This is a genomic window from Streptomyces sp. NBC_00316, from assembly GCF_036158715.1.
Taxonomy (GTDB): Bacteria; Actinomycetota; Actinomycetes; order Streptomycetales; family Streptomycetaceae; genus Streptomyces.
On sequence record NZ_CP108023.1, the window covers coordinates 8,447,081 to 8,462,020 of the forward strand.

The window sequence follows — 14,940 nt, forward strand, 5'->3', positions numbered from 1 at the left end:
CAAGCATGCAGCGCGAACACAGTGCAGCGGGCGACGCGGGCCTGAGCACCGAGGATTTCGCCCGGCCCCGGGAGGACCGGGACGCAGATCGTGGGACGCCGACTGCAGCGGCGGATGACGCTCCCCCGTCCGCAGAGGATGCCACTGAGGACGCGGCGCCCCCGGAGCGGGCGGCAGGCGCACCGCATGCATCGGCGCCGGAGGACACTCAGGAGTACGAGCCGCTTCTCGGGCCCGAGGAGGCCGAGGCCTTCAAGTCCAAATGGACGGCCGTCCAGACGGCCTTCGTCGACGATCCGCAGGATGCCGTCCGTGCGGCCGACGCCTTGGTCGCCGAGGTCATGCAGACGCTGGCCGGGTCGTTCGCGTCTCGCAAGGATGGGCTCGAAAGCCAGTGGGGCCGGGGCGAGGAGGTCCTCACCGAGGATCTGCGCATAGCACTTCAGCGCTACCGCTCGTTCTTCAACCGCCTGCTCAGCACCTGACCATCCGGCCTTTCCACGACCCGCGGAAAGGCCGGGCCCGGGATGCACGCGCGCATCCCGATCGGAGGCGGTCGAGTCCGGCCGGCGTCGTAGGACAGTCCCTTCACGGGTCGGCAGGATGTTCCTCGGACAGGCCGAGATGATCGTGGAGCGCTTCCCGTCCGGCGGCTGTGACGGTCACGGCGCGCGTGGTGCCGACGGGAACGATCCACCCCGAGTCGAACGCGTGGCGGCAGAGCGCGGCCCCCACGGCGCCCGCGAGATGGGGGCGGCGCTCGGTCCAGTCCAGGCAGGGGCGCACCGCCGGCCGACGATTGCCGGCCGGAACAGCGATCCCCAGTCCGCCGAGCCAGGCCGTCCCGTCGCCCGTGAGCTGCAGTCCCCGTTCCCAGTCCAGCAGCCCTCGGCCGGTCATCGCGTCGGTGATCGCGACCCCGAGGGTTCCGGCGAGATGGTCGTAGCACGTCCGCGCATGGGAGAGGGCCTTTCGGCGGCCGTCGGCCGACAGCGATGCGGCGGGACGCGGGCGCCCAGGGGCGAGTGCTGCGAGACTCTCGATCAGCTCGGCGACGTGGGGATCGGACAGTCTCACGTAACGGTGGCGTCCCTGCCGCTCCTCGGCGAGCAGATTGCCGCGGACGAGCGCGTTCAAGTGCTCGGTCGCGGTCGAGGCCGCCACGCCCGCATGCCGCGCCAGTTCTGTTGCCGTCCACGCCCGGCCGTCGAGCAACGCCATGCAGAAACTCGCCCGTGTGCCGTCGGCCAGAAGACCGGCCACGGCGGCCAGATCCGGGCCGGTACCGCGTGTCCGTCGCGTGTCCATGGTTCGATTCTCGCCCCGGGATCGTTCGGCCGCCGCCGAAGTGTCCGGAACCTACGCTCCCCAGCATGAACACCGCACCGCTCAGCACCATGCCCGCCCATGCGCCCGCCGACCACCTCGTCATCGAGCCGAGCATCCTGTACTTCGGAACGCCGGTCGTGCTCCTGTCGACGGAGAACCGGGACGGCTCGTTCAACCTCGCCCCGATGTCCTCCGCGTGGGCACTCGGACAGACGGTGGTCCTGGGTGTGGGCGCGGACGGACAGACCGCGCACAACCTCCGAAGCCGCCCCGATCTGGTGATCAATCTGCCCGAACCCACCCAGTGGGCCGCGGTGGAACGGCTGGCACCGCTCACGGGCCGCAATCCTGTTCCCGCGACCAAGGCGCACGGCTGCCGGTTCGAGCCGGACAAGTTCACCGCAGCCGGCCTGCGCGCAGAGCCCTCCCACCTGGTCCGGCCGCCACGCGTCGCCGAATGCCCCATCCAGTTGGAGGCCAGTGCCCAGCGGGTCCGGACGGATGTCTCGGGGGCGTTCGTCATCGTCGAGGCCGCCGTACGGAAGGTGCACGCAGCGCCGCAGATCGTCGTCCCAGGCACCCATCATGTCGACCCCACCGCCTGGAGCCCCTTGATCTACAACTTCCGCCACTACTTCGGCCTCGGCCCGGAACTCGGCCATTCCTACCGCACCGAGACACCCAGCGGCACCGTGTGATTCCGACTCCGACCGCTGAACCCGCCGGCGTCCTGACGGCAGTCTTCGCGCTGTCCAGGACCGGTGCCGCGCGTGTGAGTGCTTCGATCCGCGGATCGTCGAACCGGCCTGCCATCTCGTCGCCGAGCGCCACACGGGCGGTCGCCCTGGAGAGTGTCTCGCTCGATCCAGGTGCTCAGGACCCGGTAGGGGGTGGCCGTCGCGAACCCGTGAGTCGGGACCCCGCAGGTACGCGGCCCGTTCCGCCGTCGGGTCGTCCGGACCGCGGTCGGCTCGGGTGTGCAGTCGTCGTCGGTGCAGATCGTGGTCCTGTCGTTCACCGCAGCGACGCAGTCCGCACATGCAGCGGTCGGACCAGCGCGTACGTGATGAATCGACGAGGAGCCGCCGATGCGCTCCTGAAGCGCGGAGTGTTAACGTAACGAGTGTTGCGTAACCGACGTTACGTAATGCCGCCGGCCCGGCCGTCATCAAGGCGGTGCGGGCGGGGTGCCGTACCGATCGCCGGCTCGGTGCCGCATCCGATCGCCACGAAACATCCGTTGTGCACAAGGGGGAGTCATGCCCAGACAGGTCGACCACGCGCGGCGCCGTGAGGAGATCTCCCGCGCGGTGTGGCAGGTCGTTCGTGAACGCGGGCTGGACGGGCTGACCCTGCGCGCGGTCGCGGCTGCCGCCGGCTGCACCACCGGCATGGTCACCCATTACTTCAGCGGGAAGAGCGCGCTGCTGGCCCACGTCCGGTCGGACATGCACTGTCGGATGGCCGCCCGCATCGAAGCCCTCCCCGCTCAGCCGACCCCCCGCGAGACGCTGTACGCCGTTGCCGAGCAGGCGCTTCCGCTGGACGACGAGCGGCAGCTGGAGGCCGTCGTCTGGTCCCACTTCCAGCTTTCCACCCGTACGGACCCTGCCCTGCTCACCGAGCACACGGCCAGCCACGCCTCCTGGGTGCAGCGCCTCACCGTGCTGGTCCGTGCCGCGTGCCGGCAGCCGATCGCGCCCGGCGAACTGCGCTGGCGGACCCGGGCCCTGGTCGCCTGCCTGGACGGCCTGGCCCTCAATGCCGTGACCGACCCCGACGCCTACCCGCCCGACCTCCAACGGCGGGTCCTGAACGCCCAGCTCGACCTCGTCCTCGAAGGAGGCTGCGCCTCGTGACCATCGCCGCCCTGACCATCACCGACGCCGAGACCGATGACCCCAGGATCGGACAGCTCGTCCGCGAGCTCGACGCCGACCTCACCGCCCGCTACCCCGACGAGCCCTGCACCGGCGGCGCCCACATCGACCCCGCCATCCGCTTTCTTCTCGCCGAAGCCGACGGACGCCCCATCGGCTGCTGCGCCATCCAGCCCTGCTCCGACGGAGCCGCAGAACTCAAGCGCATGTACGTCATCCCCGAGGCCCGCGGCCGAGGTGCCGCCGCCCGCCTCCTGGCGGAAGCGGAGCGGACTGCCGCCGCTCTCGGCCACCCGCGGATCCGTCTGGAAACCGCAGTCCATCAGCCCGAAGCCATCGCCCTCTACACCCGCGCCGGCTACACGCCGATCCCCAACTACCCGCCCTACCGGCACAAACAGCTCAGCCGTTGCTACGCAAAGGCATTGCCGGGCCACGACGGAACTGCCTGAACGGCCGCCGGGGCGTTGCCGCGCCGGTCGACATGAGCACCTCGCTTCGGCGGCTGCGCGAGGCCGGGCGTCCAAGGCGCCGCCGTCCTTGCTGCGGCGCGCCCGGACGCCCGCGCCCGTACGCCGGCAACCGCATCGGCGGCCGGATGGTCGTCCCCCCCCGGCGCCTCGTCGAGGAGGCACCGGGGGGACGGCCACCGGTCGGGTGGTCCGTGTCAGCGGTGGGTGGCGTCTGCGATCACACTGTCCGTTTTCGCACCGTCGGTGGTTTCTACCGCCGCCGCGGCCCGGGACAGCTCGTTGCCCGTCAGGGCAATGTCCGAGGAGAGGGCCCCGCTGACCTTGAGATAGACATCGGTGCCGTGCGGGGCCCGTGAGCCGCTGAGGAAGGCGTCCCGGGTGTCGCGCAGATCCAGCAGGGAGGTGCCGGGGCCGGGGCCGGTACCGCCCAGCGTGTCCACCGAAAGATCCTCCACGTCGTCCGCGACCAGCAGCGGGCGCGGATCGGGCACCGTGGAGCGGATCTCGGTGCCGGAGATCCGTATGCCGCGGGCGTGGCGGACGTAGAGGCCGTAGGCGGGCAGGCGGCCGAACATCCGGGCCTCCGGATACTCGGCAACCTCCTCGGGGATGTCCCGCTCCACCCACTCGCGCCGGCCGCCCTCGTCCGTGTCGATGCGGATCCCCGAGAGGACGACGTCCTCGACGGGCTGCTCGGCGAGCCCGGTGATGGAGGAGGTGAGGATCGCTCCGGTGGCGTCGATCCCCGAGATGCGGACCCTCCGCAGCCGGCCCGGTACCGGGTCCGGCTGCCCCCATCCCCGGTTGCCCAGCCGAATGAAGAAGGGGGTGCGGGTGTTGCGCATCCGGATGCCGGAGACACTGACACCGTCGACCCAGCCTCCGTCGACCATCTCGATGGCGATGCCCGAGATGACGCGCTCGTTCAGTGGCACATCTCGGTTGTAGATCACCGAGTTGGTGAATGTGATGTCCTCGAAACCGCCCCGGGTCGCGGTGCCCAGCTTGAAGGCGTTGCAGCAGCAGGACAGTACGCAGTTGGTGACGACGACGTTCCGGGTGACGCGGAGGTCGCCGTAGGGGTTCTCGCTCTTCAGACAGATCGCGTCGTCACCGGTCTCGATGTCGCAGTCGGCGATGAACACGTTCTGGCAGGCGGTCGGGTCGATGCCGTCGGTGTTGATGCCGTCGATCGGATTGCGGATGACGATGCCGCGGATCATGACGGTGTCACAGGCGATCGGACGCAGCGTCCAGCCCGGGGAGTTGCGCAGGGTGACGCCTTCGATGCGCACGTTCCGGCATTCGGCGAGCTCGACCATGGGCGAGGGGCGGTCGTTGTTGCCGACCGGCTTCCAGTTGTGGGTGACGACATCGGCCCAGAACCGATCCGGTGGGGTGGGCGGCCGTCCGGACGGCTCCCAGAACGCCGGGCCCTGACCGTCGATGGTGCCTGCACCGGTGATGGCGATGTCGGTGGCGCCCCGGGCGAACACCAGGTGCCGCTGACCCGCGTCGCAGTCTGCGGGCGGTCCCTCGTGCGGCGGGTAGTCCGCGAGGTCCGTGCTGCCGAGGAGGACCGCCCCGGCCTCCAGGTGCAGGGTGACCCGGCTCCTGAGTTCGATGCCACCGGACAGATAGGTGCCGGGCGGCAGGTGGGCGACGCCGCCGCCCGCGGCGTAGGCCGCGTCGATTGCCGCCTGGATCGCCGCGGTGTCCTTCGTACGACCGTCGGCCACCGCCCCGAAGCGGTCCACGGAGAACACCGGCGGTCCCCCCGCCTGCCGGTGTTCCCGGACCGGCGGATGCGCCGTAGCGGCAGCTTGCTGGGACACGGTCATGCTGTTACCACCCTTGCCACCGCGGCCCCGAACGGTTCGAGCACGATCTGCTCGGTGAGATCCCGGCCGTCCAGAACGGCCTCCAGACGGAAGCCGGCCCCGTCCTGATCCGGATGGGCGGTGACCGTGTCGCCTGACACGTTGACCAGCCATGCGTACCGCTGCCCCGAGGAGTGGAGCAGTCCGTCGACGTGGACCCGGGCGTCGTCCACGGTGAGGAAGGGGCGCACGCCCGCCTGCGCCGCCAGGGCGCGGTAGAGGCGGTGTACGTCGTCGTCGCGGTGCGCGTCCGGTGTCGCGGAGCCGAAGAACTCCACGGGGTACGTGGCGAGATACACCGCGCCACTGCCGTGGTCGCGCCGCACCAGCGCCGGGCGGCCCCGTCCGTCGCGGGCGACCACGACGCAGTCGGCGCTCTCCTCGTCCAAGGGCAGCATGGCCCGGGCGTCGGCCGGTCCGGAGACCGGGAAGCGCAGTGTGTCACCGGCCTTGAGATTGCCCAGCGGCTCGGTGAACTCCCAGGCGACGACCGGATCGACCGGCTCGTTCAGACCGTACCGAAGTGTGTGCGAAGCGCCGATCAGCCGCTCGATGGGAGGCCACCAGGCACCGCGGTGGGAACCGCCGGCGCCGGCGAACCAGGACAGGTAGACGTGGCTGCCCTGGTTCGCCCATTCCAGCAGCAGGTCGAAGGTCGGAGCGGTCAGCAGCTTGTTGGACGGGACGAGTACCAGCCCGGTTCGACGCGGCGTGTCCAGTTCGCGGCTCAGGGCCGGGGCGAGATCGGCGGCCTTCGCCGAAAGGTACGCGTGGTGGCTGACCGTCGTGATCGCGGTCCGCTCCGCGACTGAGACCCGGGGATGCTCCTCCAGGTGGGACGGGATCAGGATCGAGGTCTCGGTGTCCGGGCGGGCGCAGTTGTCGAAGTCGACTGCGTCGAGGAGGCGCCGGAAGGTGTCGATCTCGGCAAGGGCGGGCTTCGGCGTGCCGTCGGAGCGGGTGATGCCGAAGCCCAGCTCGAAGGGGCGGTGCCGGTACGGGTCGACCGACTCCAGGGAGAAGTCGGTGTTGTTCCAGGCGAGCCAGCCGGTGGCTCCGGCGAGCAGCGTGTGGTGCAGCACCTGCCGGTAGTAGTGGGCGGCGTTGCGCTCCGAGGAGAGCGCCGCGGAGACGCCGAACTCCTCCATCACCACCGGCTTGCCGAAGTGACTCATCTCGCAGGCCCATGCCGCCGCGGTGTGCACCCGTACCTGGTCGTCGCCCATCGGGTAGGTGTGCGGGCCGACGAAGTCGACCAGGTCGTCCTGGCGCCGGATCCGGAAGCCGTTGTCCTTGCCGGTGGTCTCCATCGTCCAGGCGCCGTCGCCCAGCGACACCGGCAGCCGGGAGCCGCCGGCCCGTACGGCCTGGGTGCAGATCAGGCCCCAGGCCCGGACCTCGTCGGGAGTGGCCGGTCCCGCGAAGATCGGGAACTCGTTGCTGATCAGCCAGCCGGCGACCGCGGGGTCCGCGCCGATCCGCCGGACGATCTCCCGGATGAAGAACGCCTGCTGGCCCAGCATGAAACCGTTCGTGTAGAGGTTGCGGCCCTCCCGCCACGGCACGTCCCAGTCCTCGCCGGACATGTGTCCGACCAGGAAGGTGGGAATGGTGGGCATCCCCATCTCCGCGCTGGTCCGCAGGAATTGCCGGTATCGCTCGACGAAGTCCTCGTCGATCCGGTCGGGTTCAGGGTGGAAGTCCGGCCAGAACAGGAACGACCGGGTCACGTTGGTTCCGTGCTCGCGCAGGGTGCGCAGTTCCTCGCGGACGACCTCGTCGTCGTAGTCCCGCCACATGAAGAGGCTGCCGTGCCGTGACCAGTAGTTCGCTCCGAGCCAGAGGCCGGCATCGAGCCTGGGAGCCGGCCGTGGCACAGCGGTGCTGCTGCCGGCCTGGGGGGTGGGGCGGGAACTGGAGTCGGTCATCTGCTCTCCGTTTCGTTCACTGGGTGCCCGGCCCGGGGCCGTGGCGGAGGCGGCCGCCACGGCCCCGGGCGCCGGGTGATCGGGGTCGGGATCAGGCGGGCGGCGCCTGGAGGTGGACCGCCTCGATGCCGCGGTTCACCTCCCGCATGATGTCGGTCATGTCGTAGTAGGGCTGGTCCTGTTGGTTGGTCAGGCCGACGTTGAACGCTTCGGTGGCGCCCGGCTTGTGGGTCACCGCCTGGTCGTAGGCGGAGAACCAGGCGAAGCCGACGAAGGCCCGGCTCCCGGCCTGTGCCTCGACGAAGGCCCGGTACTTCTCCCCGCGGTCCCGCTGGCTGGTCGCCGTGGTCGCCGCGTTGGCCGCGGTCATTCCCCTCTCGGGGAACATGAAGGAGAACTCCAGGGTCAGGATCGGCTTGCCGTAACTCTCGTACTGCCGCAGATAGTCGACGCTGGTCGAGTACCAGTCGAAGGAGATGGCGTCGAGGTACTCGCGCCCGCCGACGTTCCACTCCGGACTGGTGCGCCAGGTGGGTACCAGGGAGCCGCCGAGGAACAGATGGTGCGGGTCCTGCTTGTGGATCGCCTTGCGTACCTTCTTGAAGTACGTCTTCGAGGCCAGCGTGATGAACGCCGTGACGTCCGCCGCGGGCACCCGGGCGATGCTGATCGGGACGTCCCCCAGGGAGTGGAAGGAATCCGCGTCGGTGCCGAGAATGACGTTGACCCGGTCGATGTCGTCCCCGTAGGTGTCGGCCAGGTACCGGACGAAGGCGGTCTTCGCCGCGAGAGTGGAGTCGCGCTTGACCACCTCGGCGACGACGTCACGGCTCCAGCCGCGCTCGTTCTCGAAGAAATACCCGATGAGCCACGGGTTTTTGCGGTTCCCGTGCAGATCGAAGGTGCGGTCCAGCTTGGCCGAGAAGTCGGGGTCGAACGGGTCGATTCCCCACAGCACCCGGATCACGTCGGGAGGTGTCGGCGCCTGAGCGAGGTATGGCATGACGACTTCGGTGTCGAGCGTCCACTTTCCCTGGGCGTTGAACCCCCAGTCGATCATGCGTTTAGCGACCGTCCTGCGCCACTTGGGCCGGTAGTCGTCCCCATACTTCCGCGCGAGGTTGGCCCTGAGGAAGCTTACGACGTGTCCCTTGTCGTCCTCGGTGTAGCAGGACGCGAACTGCACGGGGTCCGGCAGTTCCTCGAAGAGGTCGACGAGTGTGCCGTCCGGGTTCTTCCACCAGGTGCCGTACCCCCACTCCTCGGGGGAGAAGGCGTCCACGGCCTTGAGGATGAACAGATGGCCGTCCGGGGTGACGAACCACCACCGGCCGTCGATCTGCTCCAGCCGGAAGTAACCGGTGGCTCTGTGTCGTCCGAGCTCCTTCAGGCCGCCGTACCGGTCGTACCGGACCCGGTCCGGAGCGACGTGGGCCAGCCTGGCGGCCTCCTGCGCGTACTCACTGCGCAGTTGCTCGTCCGAAACGACCTTTCCGGGCCAGTCCTGGTGGAGGTACTGCCCGTAGCGGTCGACCAGCCAGGTGGCGCCTGCGAGTTGAGCCGGCGCGTCCGCGTGCGCGGGCGAGGCGAACTGGGACAGTGCGAGCGCGGAGGGAACGCCGCGTATCAGGGTGCGTCGCGAGATCATGAATCGAACTCCTTTGCTCAGTCCGGGCACACGGACTGGGTACCGGCGATGGGGAGGGGCGCATCCTGGTGTCGCTGTTCCAGCTCCTGGTGGGTCTGCGTCATGACGTTGGTCATGGCGGTGTAGGGCTGGTCCTGCTGGTTGACCAGGCCGAAGTTGAAGTTCTCACCGTCGGACGCGCGACCGGTGATGGCCTGGTCGTAGTAGCTGAACCAGCCGGACCCGACGAAGACCGGGCTCTCGGCCTGTCCCCAGCTGAACTGCTGGTGCATGGTGCCGCGGTCGGCGATGTCGTCGGCGCTGACGGAGCCGTTGATGCTGCGAAGGCCCCGGTCGTGGACGTTGAACGAGTGCTCCAGGTTGAGCACGGGCTTGTCGTACGGCTCGTACTTGTCCAGGTAGGTCGCGCTGTTGCTGTAGACGTCGACGGAGATGGCGTCCACGAACTCGCGCCCGCAGACCTCCCACGCCAGGGTGGAACGCCAGCCCGGCACCAGGGCGGAGCCGAGGAACAGGTGATTTCCGTCGTACTTGCTGAGCGCCGTCCGGACGGTCGAGTAGTAGGTCTTGGACGCCTCGCCGATGAATTCGGTGCGCAGGGTGCTGCCAGTGGGCACCTTCGCGGAGAGGTTCGTGATCTCCAGGGTCTCCTGTGTGGTGCCCGGGGGCATCCCCAGCTTGTTGTTGGTCTCCGTCAGGCCGTAGGTGTTGATCATGTAGGCGACGAAAGCTGCCTTGGCCGGAGACTGGCCGCCGGCGTCCGCCAGTACCTTGGTCATCACGTCGTCGTCCCAGCCCCGTTCGTTGTCGAAGAAGTAGCCGATCAGCCAAGGACTGTTGACGTTTGTCTGGACGATTCCGGTTGGGGAACCGAGCTGCTTGTCGAGCGCCGTGGCGAATGCCGGGTCGAACGGGTCGATGGCGTATGAGGTGATGTATTTCACCGTCTTCGAGTCCGGTGCCGTGATCTGGCCTATCCAGGGCATCTGGAGGCCCCCGTCGCGGGACCACTTGGACTGCGCGTTGAAGCCCCACTTGGTCAGGCGCTTCTTGGTGATGTCGCGCCACGGCGTCTCCCAGTCCGTGACTGGGTACTTGCGCATCAGGTTCGCCTTGACGAAGCTCATCTCCTTGCGGTCACTGCTGTAAGCAGCGGCGTAGGTTGCCTCGTCGGGCAGGGATGAGAATTTCCCGAGCTGCAGGCCACCGGAGTCCTTCACGACCGTGGCGTAGCCCCAGTCGGTGGCAGAGGTGGCGTCGATTCCCTTGAGAATGAACTTGTTGCCGTCGGGGGTGATGAACCACCACTTGCCCGTTTTGGCGTCCTTCTTCAGGCTGAAGTAGCTGGGGTGGTCTTCGGTAGTGCCGAGCGCCTTGACGCCTCCGTACTGGTCGTACTTGGCCGGGTCCAGCGTGACGCCGGCCAGCGCCGCGGTTTCGTCCGTGGCGTCCTGCTGCAGTTGCTGGTCGGAGGTCAGCTTTCCGGGCCAGGTCCCGTACAGGTACTGGCCGTAGATGTCTGCCAGCCGGGTGGGGACGGACACCTCCGCAGCCAGCTGTGACTGGTTGTACGGGGCGGGAGTCGGGTCGACGGTGCCGCTGCCGGCCGTGAAGATGACTTCGGAGAGCGGGAGGTGCAGGAACTGGTTGACGCGCGTCAGCTTGATGCGTACGAACCGGGCCTGCGTGTTGTTCATCGCGACGGTGCGCTGGTAGTCCAGCTGGCTGCGGTCCCAGGCTTCGCTGTGCGCGACGCGGTAGGCAGTGCCCGCTTCGGTCCGGTAGGTGACCTCGATCTCGTCGAAGCCCCAGAATGTGTTGTCCGCCGTACTCGTGATCGAGATGCTGCTGAGCGGGCGGTCGTACAGCAGGTCGAAGACGAGGGTCACGCTCTTGGGTGCGCCCGAGGAACCCTCCCATCCGACGCAGTCGGTGGTGCTGCCGTTGAAGAGCTTGCTGTCCTGGAACGCAACCACAGGATCGCTGCCCGCTTCCGGGTGCATCGACGTGGATGGGCTGCTGGCGTAGTAGTTCCCGTCGGTGACCGTTTCGGCCCGGGCGCGCTGAGCGCCCAGCAGCTGTACGGAGAGGAGCGTCAGCAGCAGCGCCAGCACCATGCGCAGCAGCCGGTGCCGCCGCAAGGTCATGCGTACGGTCATGGGGTCATCCCTTCAGACCGGTGAAATTGATTCCGCGGACGATGTGGCGCTGGAACACCAGGTAGAGCAGCAGCGGAGGGATGATTGTGATGAGCATCCCGGCGATGACCTGGTTCTGTTGCGTCGTCTCGGCGAGCCGTGGCAGCGCGACCGACAGTGGCTGTGCGTCGGGGTCGGAGATGACGATCATGGGCCAGAGGAATTCCTTCCAGGCGCTCATGACCGCCAGCAGGGACACCACCGCGACGATCGGACCGGACATCGGCATGACGATCTGCCAGAACAGCCGCCAGGGTCCGGCTCCGTCGACCTGCGCCGCCTCGTGGAGTTCGCGGGGCAGACTGTCGAAGAACTGCTTCATGATCAGTACGTTGAAGGCGTGCGCTCCGGCCGGCAGCCACACCGCCCAGGGGGTGTTGGCGATCGACACACCCGTGAGCGGTAGGTGGAGCACCACCAGGTAGAGCGCGACCAGCGAGGTGGTGCCGGGTATGAAGAGCGTGGCGAGCACGGCGTAGTAGACGACACGGCCGTACCGGGGGCGCAGCACCGACAGGGCGTATGCGCCGCAGGTCGCCACGAGCAGCTGGAAGAACCAGGAACCGCCCACCAGGACCGCCGTGTTGAGCAGGTAACGGCCGAGTCTCAGATTCTCCCAGGCGGTGGGGAGGTTGCCCCACTGCAGAACGGAGGGCCACAGCCGCAGTGGGTCCTTGAGGATCTCCTGAGTGGGGGACAGGGCGCCCTTGACCGTCCACAGGATCGGCCCGAGGCCGGCGAGCGCGACCGCCGCCAGAATGACGGGCTGGGAGATCCTCAGGGTCCAGCGCACGGAGGGGCGGCGCCGGTCGGCCGGTGAGATCACGCCGCGGGATCCGTCGTCGTCGCTCATGAAGTGCTCCACTTGCGGGTCAGGCGCAGGTAGACGGCGGACAGTACGGCGAGCGCCAGGGCGAGCAGCACGCTGAGCGCGGCGGCGGTCCCGTAGTCACCGTTGAGGAACGCGTACCGGTAGATCAGCAGCAGGATGCTCACGGTCGAGTCCTCCGGTCCGCCGTCGGTGAGGATGAATGGCTCGGTGAAGACCTGGAAGGTGCCGATGATCTGGAGGAGCAGCATGATCAGGATGACGCCGCGCAGTTGCGGGAGCGTCACGTGCCATATGCGCCGCCGGATCGACGCGCCGTCCAGCTCGGCGGCCTCGTACAGATCGGCCGGCACGCTGGACAGCGCAGCCATGTAGATCAGAGTGGTGCTGCCCGCGTGTGCCCACGTGGCTGACAGCACCAGGCTCGGCATCGCGGAGGCCGTCGACTGCAGCCAGGGGTACGGGCCGAGGCCGATGGAGCCGAGGACCTGGTTGAAGAGCCCGAAATCCGGGTCGTAGAACCAGCGCCAGAGCATCAGCGCGACCACCGGCGGGACCACCACGGGCAGATAGACCAGCACCCGGAAGATCCCGCCCAGCCGTCTCAGCTCCGTGACCAGCATCGCCAGCATGATGGGGACCGGGAACCCGATGACCAGGGACAGGAGGACGAACCAGGCGGTGTTGCGGAGTGTGGTCCACAACAGCGGGTCGGCGAACAGGAAGTGGAAGTTGTCCAGCCCGACCCAGGTGGGCTCGTTGACCAGATCGGTCTCCTGGAAGCCGAGGATGACGCTCTGGCCGATCGGCCACCATGCGAAGCAGCCGAAGAGCAGCAGCAGTGGCAGCAGGAAGAGCAGCGAGGCGAGGCCGAACCCCCGGCGGCCCGGCCTGCGCAACGAGGCAAGGCCCAAGGGGCGGCGGCCCGGCCGGGTGGTGCCCGGCTGCTTCGCCTGCGGGGGCGCGGGGGCGCCACGGGCCGGCTGGACGATGGTCATCGCTGGGCCCGCTCCAGTGCGGGGACGGCCTTCTTCTCCGCCTTGTCCAACTCGGCCTGGGGGTCGGCGCTCTTGCGGGTGAGCACGGCCGCCACGGCGGTGTCCAGGGCGGCGTACACGTCCTGGGCGGCCACCGCGGGCTCGACGACGAACTCCTGCTGCTTCACCCCGTTGATGAAGGGCTCGAAGTTCTCGAGCGGGACGGTGGCGTGCTCGTTTCTGGCCTCGTCGACGGGTCCGCTGACGGCGGGCTGGTAGAGAGGAACGGTCGGCGTGCCCACCGGGATGCCGTCGGCGGCCTCCGCCTTCGCCCGCGTGCCGGCTTCCGCCGCGTCGTGCTTCGCCCTGAGGTAGTAGTAGTCGATCCACTTCACCGCGGCTTCGCGCTGCGCGGCACTCGCCTTCGGATTGATCACGGCCATCTTGCCGCCCAGCATGGTGGCCGACCGGCTCGCCGAAGGCAGCGCGGCGACACCGTAGATCTTCGGGTCGCCGTTGTACTTGGTGATGTGGTCGACGTAGGTGCTCGGCGTGGCCATCATCATGCCGATACGGCCGGCCGAGAACGACTTCTGGATCTCGCCCGCGTCCCGGAGCTGCTGGGTGCCCATGGAATTGTCCTGCCAGCGCAGTGCCTTGAGCCAGTCCAGGGCCTGTCGCACCGGTGTGTCGTTGAAGGCCGCGACCTGCTTGCCTCCCTCTTCCTTCTCGATGCGGCCGCCGTACGTGTACGTCATGGCGGTCAGCGTCCAGCCGCCCGTGTTGTTCGTCGTCGGCTGCGCGTAACCGGGCAGGCCTGTCTTCTCCGAGATGGCCTTCGCGTCCTGCCGGACCTCGTCCCAGGTCTTCGGCGGGTTGTCCGGATCGAGTCCGGCCTTCTTGAACAGTTCCCGGTTGTAGACCAGGGAGAGGGCGAACTCGCTGGTGGGCAGACCGTAGTTGTGCCCCTTCGCGTCCGTGCCCGGTGCCAGCGCGCGCTTGTCGAACTGGTCGGCGCCCGGCAACGACTTCACCTGGTCGGTGATGTCCGCGATCTGATGGCGGTTGATCAGTCCCTGGGGCTCGGTGAGCGGCACGATGAACGCCGTCTCGAGCTGGCCGCCGGCCAGCCGGGCGGCGAAGGTCTTCGCATCCCACACCGCTTCACTCGGCTTGACAACGATGTCCGGATGCGCACGCTCGAAGGCGGCCACCTGGTCGGTGAACTGCTTGCGCAATGTCCCCTGGGTGGTCGGGGGCATGTCCGTCACCGTGATGGTCACCTTGCCGTCGGCGGCATCGCTGCTGGAGTCCGAGGACGAGCAGGCCCCTGCGGTGATCGCGAGCATCCCCGCGGTACAGCAGGCGGCAAGTCTGGACCATGGTGTTCTCATCTTGTTGACTCCCTGTCCTCGGCGCGCGGAATTTCGCAAGGGGATGCCCGCGGCGCGGGTGCGCAGCGGGTGTGGTGAAGGAGTGATGAGGCGGTCGCGACCGCGAGTACGTCGGACACGACTCCTTGCCCGTCTGCCTGGTGGCCGACCGGGCGTTGCCAGTGGTGCGGCTCCAACTCACACCGAAGTAAATCGGTTGAGCTGGGACAGTAGTAAGCGGGTTGCTGAGGGTCAAGACTTCCATCACCACGAATCCACACGCCCGTTGATGGGGTGTTATGACCGGGGTTCGGTGCAATCGGCGTACCCCACAGTCCACTTGACGGGGCATCAATTCACGTCGAATTCGGAAACCGGTATACCTGTTGGGGTCACTTGCGTGCGTCGGGCGCTAGCCTGAGACG

The 14,940-nt window shown here is 68.3% G+C and carries 12 protein-coding genes; 4 read left to right on the forward strand and 8 right to left on the reverse strand.

The window, feature by feature from the left end:
- Window positions 1-5 precede the first annotated feature (5 nt).
- The gene (locus OG878_RS37770) at window positions 6-485 is read left to right on the forward strand and encodes a hypothetical protein (RefSeq protein WP_328890951.1); all 480 of its coding nucleotides are present in this window, start codon (window positions 6-8) and stop codon (window positions 483-485) included.
- A gap of 103 nt (window positions 486-588) precedes the next feature.
- On the opposite strand, the gene OG878_RS37775 is transcribed toward OG878_RS37770, so the two are convergent.
- The gene (locus OG878_RS37775) at window positions 589-1,308 is read right to left on the reverse strand and encodes an ArsR/SmtB family transcription factor (RefSeq protein ID WP_328890952.1); all 720 of its coding nucleotides are present in this window, start codon (window positions 1,306-1,308) and stop codon (window positions 589-591) included.
- 65 nt (window positions 1,309-1,373) lie between these two features.
- Between OG878_RS37775 and OG878_RS37780 the strand changes: the two genes are divergently transcribed.
- The 3 genes from OG878_RS37780 to OG878_RS37790 all read left to right on the forward strand — a co-directional run bounded on the left by OG878_RS37780 (window position 1,374) and on the right by OG878_RS37790 (window position 3,661).
- Window positions 1,374-2,027 (forward strand): flavin reductase family protein, encoded by a 654-nt coding sequence (locus tag OG878_RS37780; protein ID WP_328890953.1) that lies wholly within the window; start codon window positions 1,374-1,376, stop codon window positions 2,025-2,027.
- Between the two features lie 561 nt (window positions 2,028-2,588).
- A complete protein-coding gene (locus tag OG878_RS37785; protein ID WP_328890954.1) occupies window positions 2,589-3,188 on the forward strand; it encodes a TetR/AcrR family transcriptional regulator in 600 nt (199 codons plus the stop codon).
- Window positions 3,185-3,661 (forward strand): GNAT family N-acetyltransferase, encoded by a 477-nt coding sequence (locus tag OG878_RS37790; protein WP_328890955.1) that lies wholly within the window; start codon window positions 3,185-3,187, stop codon window positions 3,659-3,661. Before OG878_RS37785 ends, OG878_RS37790 begins: the two co-directional genes overlap by 4 nt.
- 215 nt (window positions 3,662-3,876) lie before the next feature.
- On the opposite strand, the gene OG878_RS37795 is transcribed toward OG878_RS37790, so the two are convergent.
- From OG878_RS37795 to OG878_RS37825, 7 genes are all read right to left on the reverse strand, one after another.
- Entirely contained in the window at window positions 3,877-5,523 is a 1,647-nt protein-coding gene (locus OG878_RS37795; RefSeq protein WP_328890956.1) for a glycoside hydrolase family 28 protein, read from the reverse strand.
- Window positions 5,520-7,490, reverse strand: a complete 1,971-nt coding sequence (locus OG878_RS37800; protein WP_328890957.1) for a glycoside hydrolase 5 family protein — start codon at window positions 7,488-7,490, stop codon at window positions 5,520-5,522. The genes OG878_RS37795 and OG878_RS37800 overlap by 4 nt, the downstream gene beginning before the upstream one ends.
- Window positions 7,491-7,581: 91 nt before the next feature.
- Window positions 7,582-9,138, reverse strand: coding sequence for a hypothetical protein (locus OG878_RS37805; RefSeq protein ID WP_328890958.1), 1,557 nt, complete (start codon window positions 9,136-9,138; stop codon window positions 7,582-7,584).
- Between the two features lie 17 nt (window positions 9,139-9,155).
- On the reverse strand, window positions 9,156-11,297 hold the full coding sequence (locus OG878_RS37810; RefSeq protein WP_328890959.1) for a hypothetical protein: 2,142 nt from the start codon (window positions 11,295-11,297) through the stop codon (window positions 9,156-9,158).
- Between the two features lie 4 nt (window positions 11,298-11,301).
- Window positions 11,302-12,189 carry a carbohydrate ABC transporter permease gene (locus OG878_RS37815; RefSeq protein ID WP_328890960.1) on the reverse strand — a complete coding sequence of 296 codons (888 nt, stop codon included), beginning with the start codon at window positions 12,187-12,189 and terminating at the stop codon, window positions 11,302-11,304.
- Window positions 12,186-13,163: a carbohydrate ABC transporter permease gene (locus OG878_RS37820; RefSeq protein WP_328890961.1), complete on the reverse strand. Its 978-nt coding sequence runs from the start codon at window positions 13,161-13,163 to the stop codon at window positions 12,186-12,188. Before OG878_RS37820 ends, OG878_RS37815 begins: the two co-directional genes overlap by 4 nt.
- A complete protein-coding gene (locus tag OG878_RS37825; RefSeq protein WP_328890962.1) occupies window positions 13,160-14,536 on the reverse strand; it encodes an ABC transporter substrate-binding protein in 1,377 nt (458 codons plus the stop codon). The genes OG878_RS37820 and OG878_RS37825 overlap by 4 nt, the downstream gene beginning before the upstream one ends.
- Window positions 14,537-14,940: the final 404 nt, after the last annotated feature.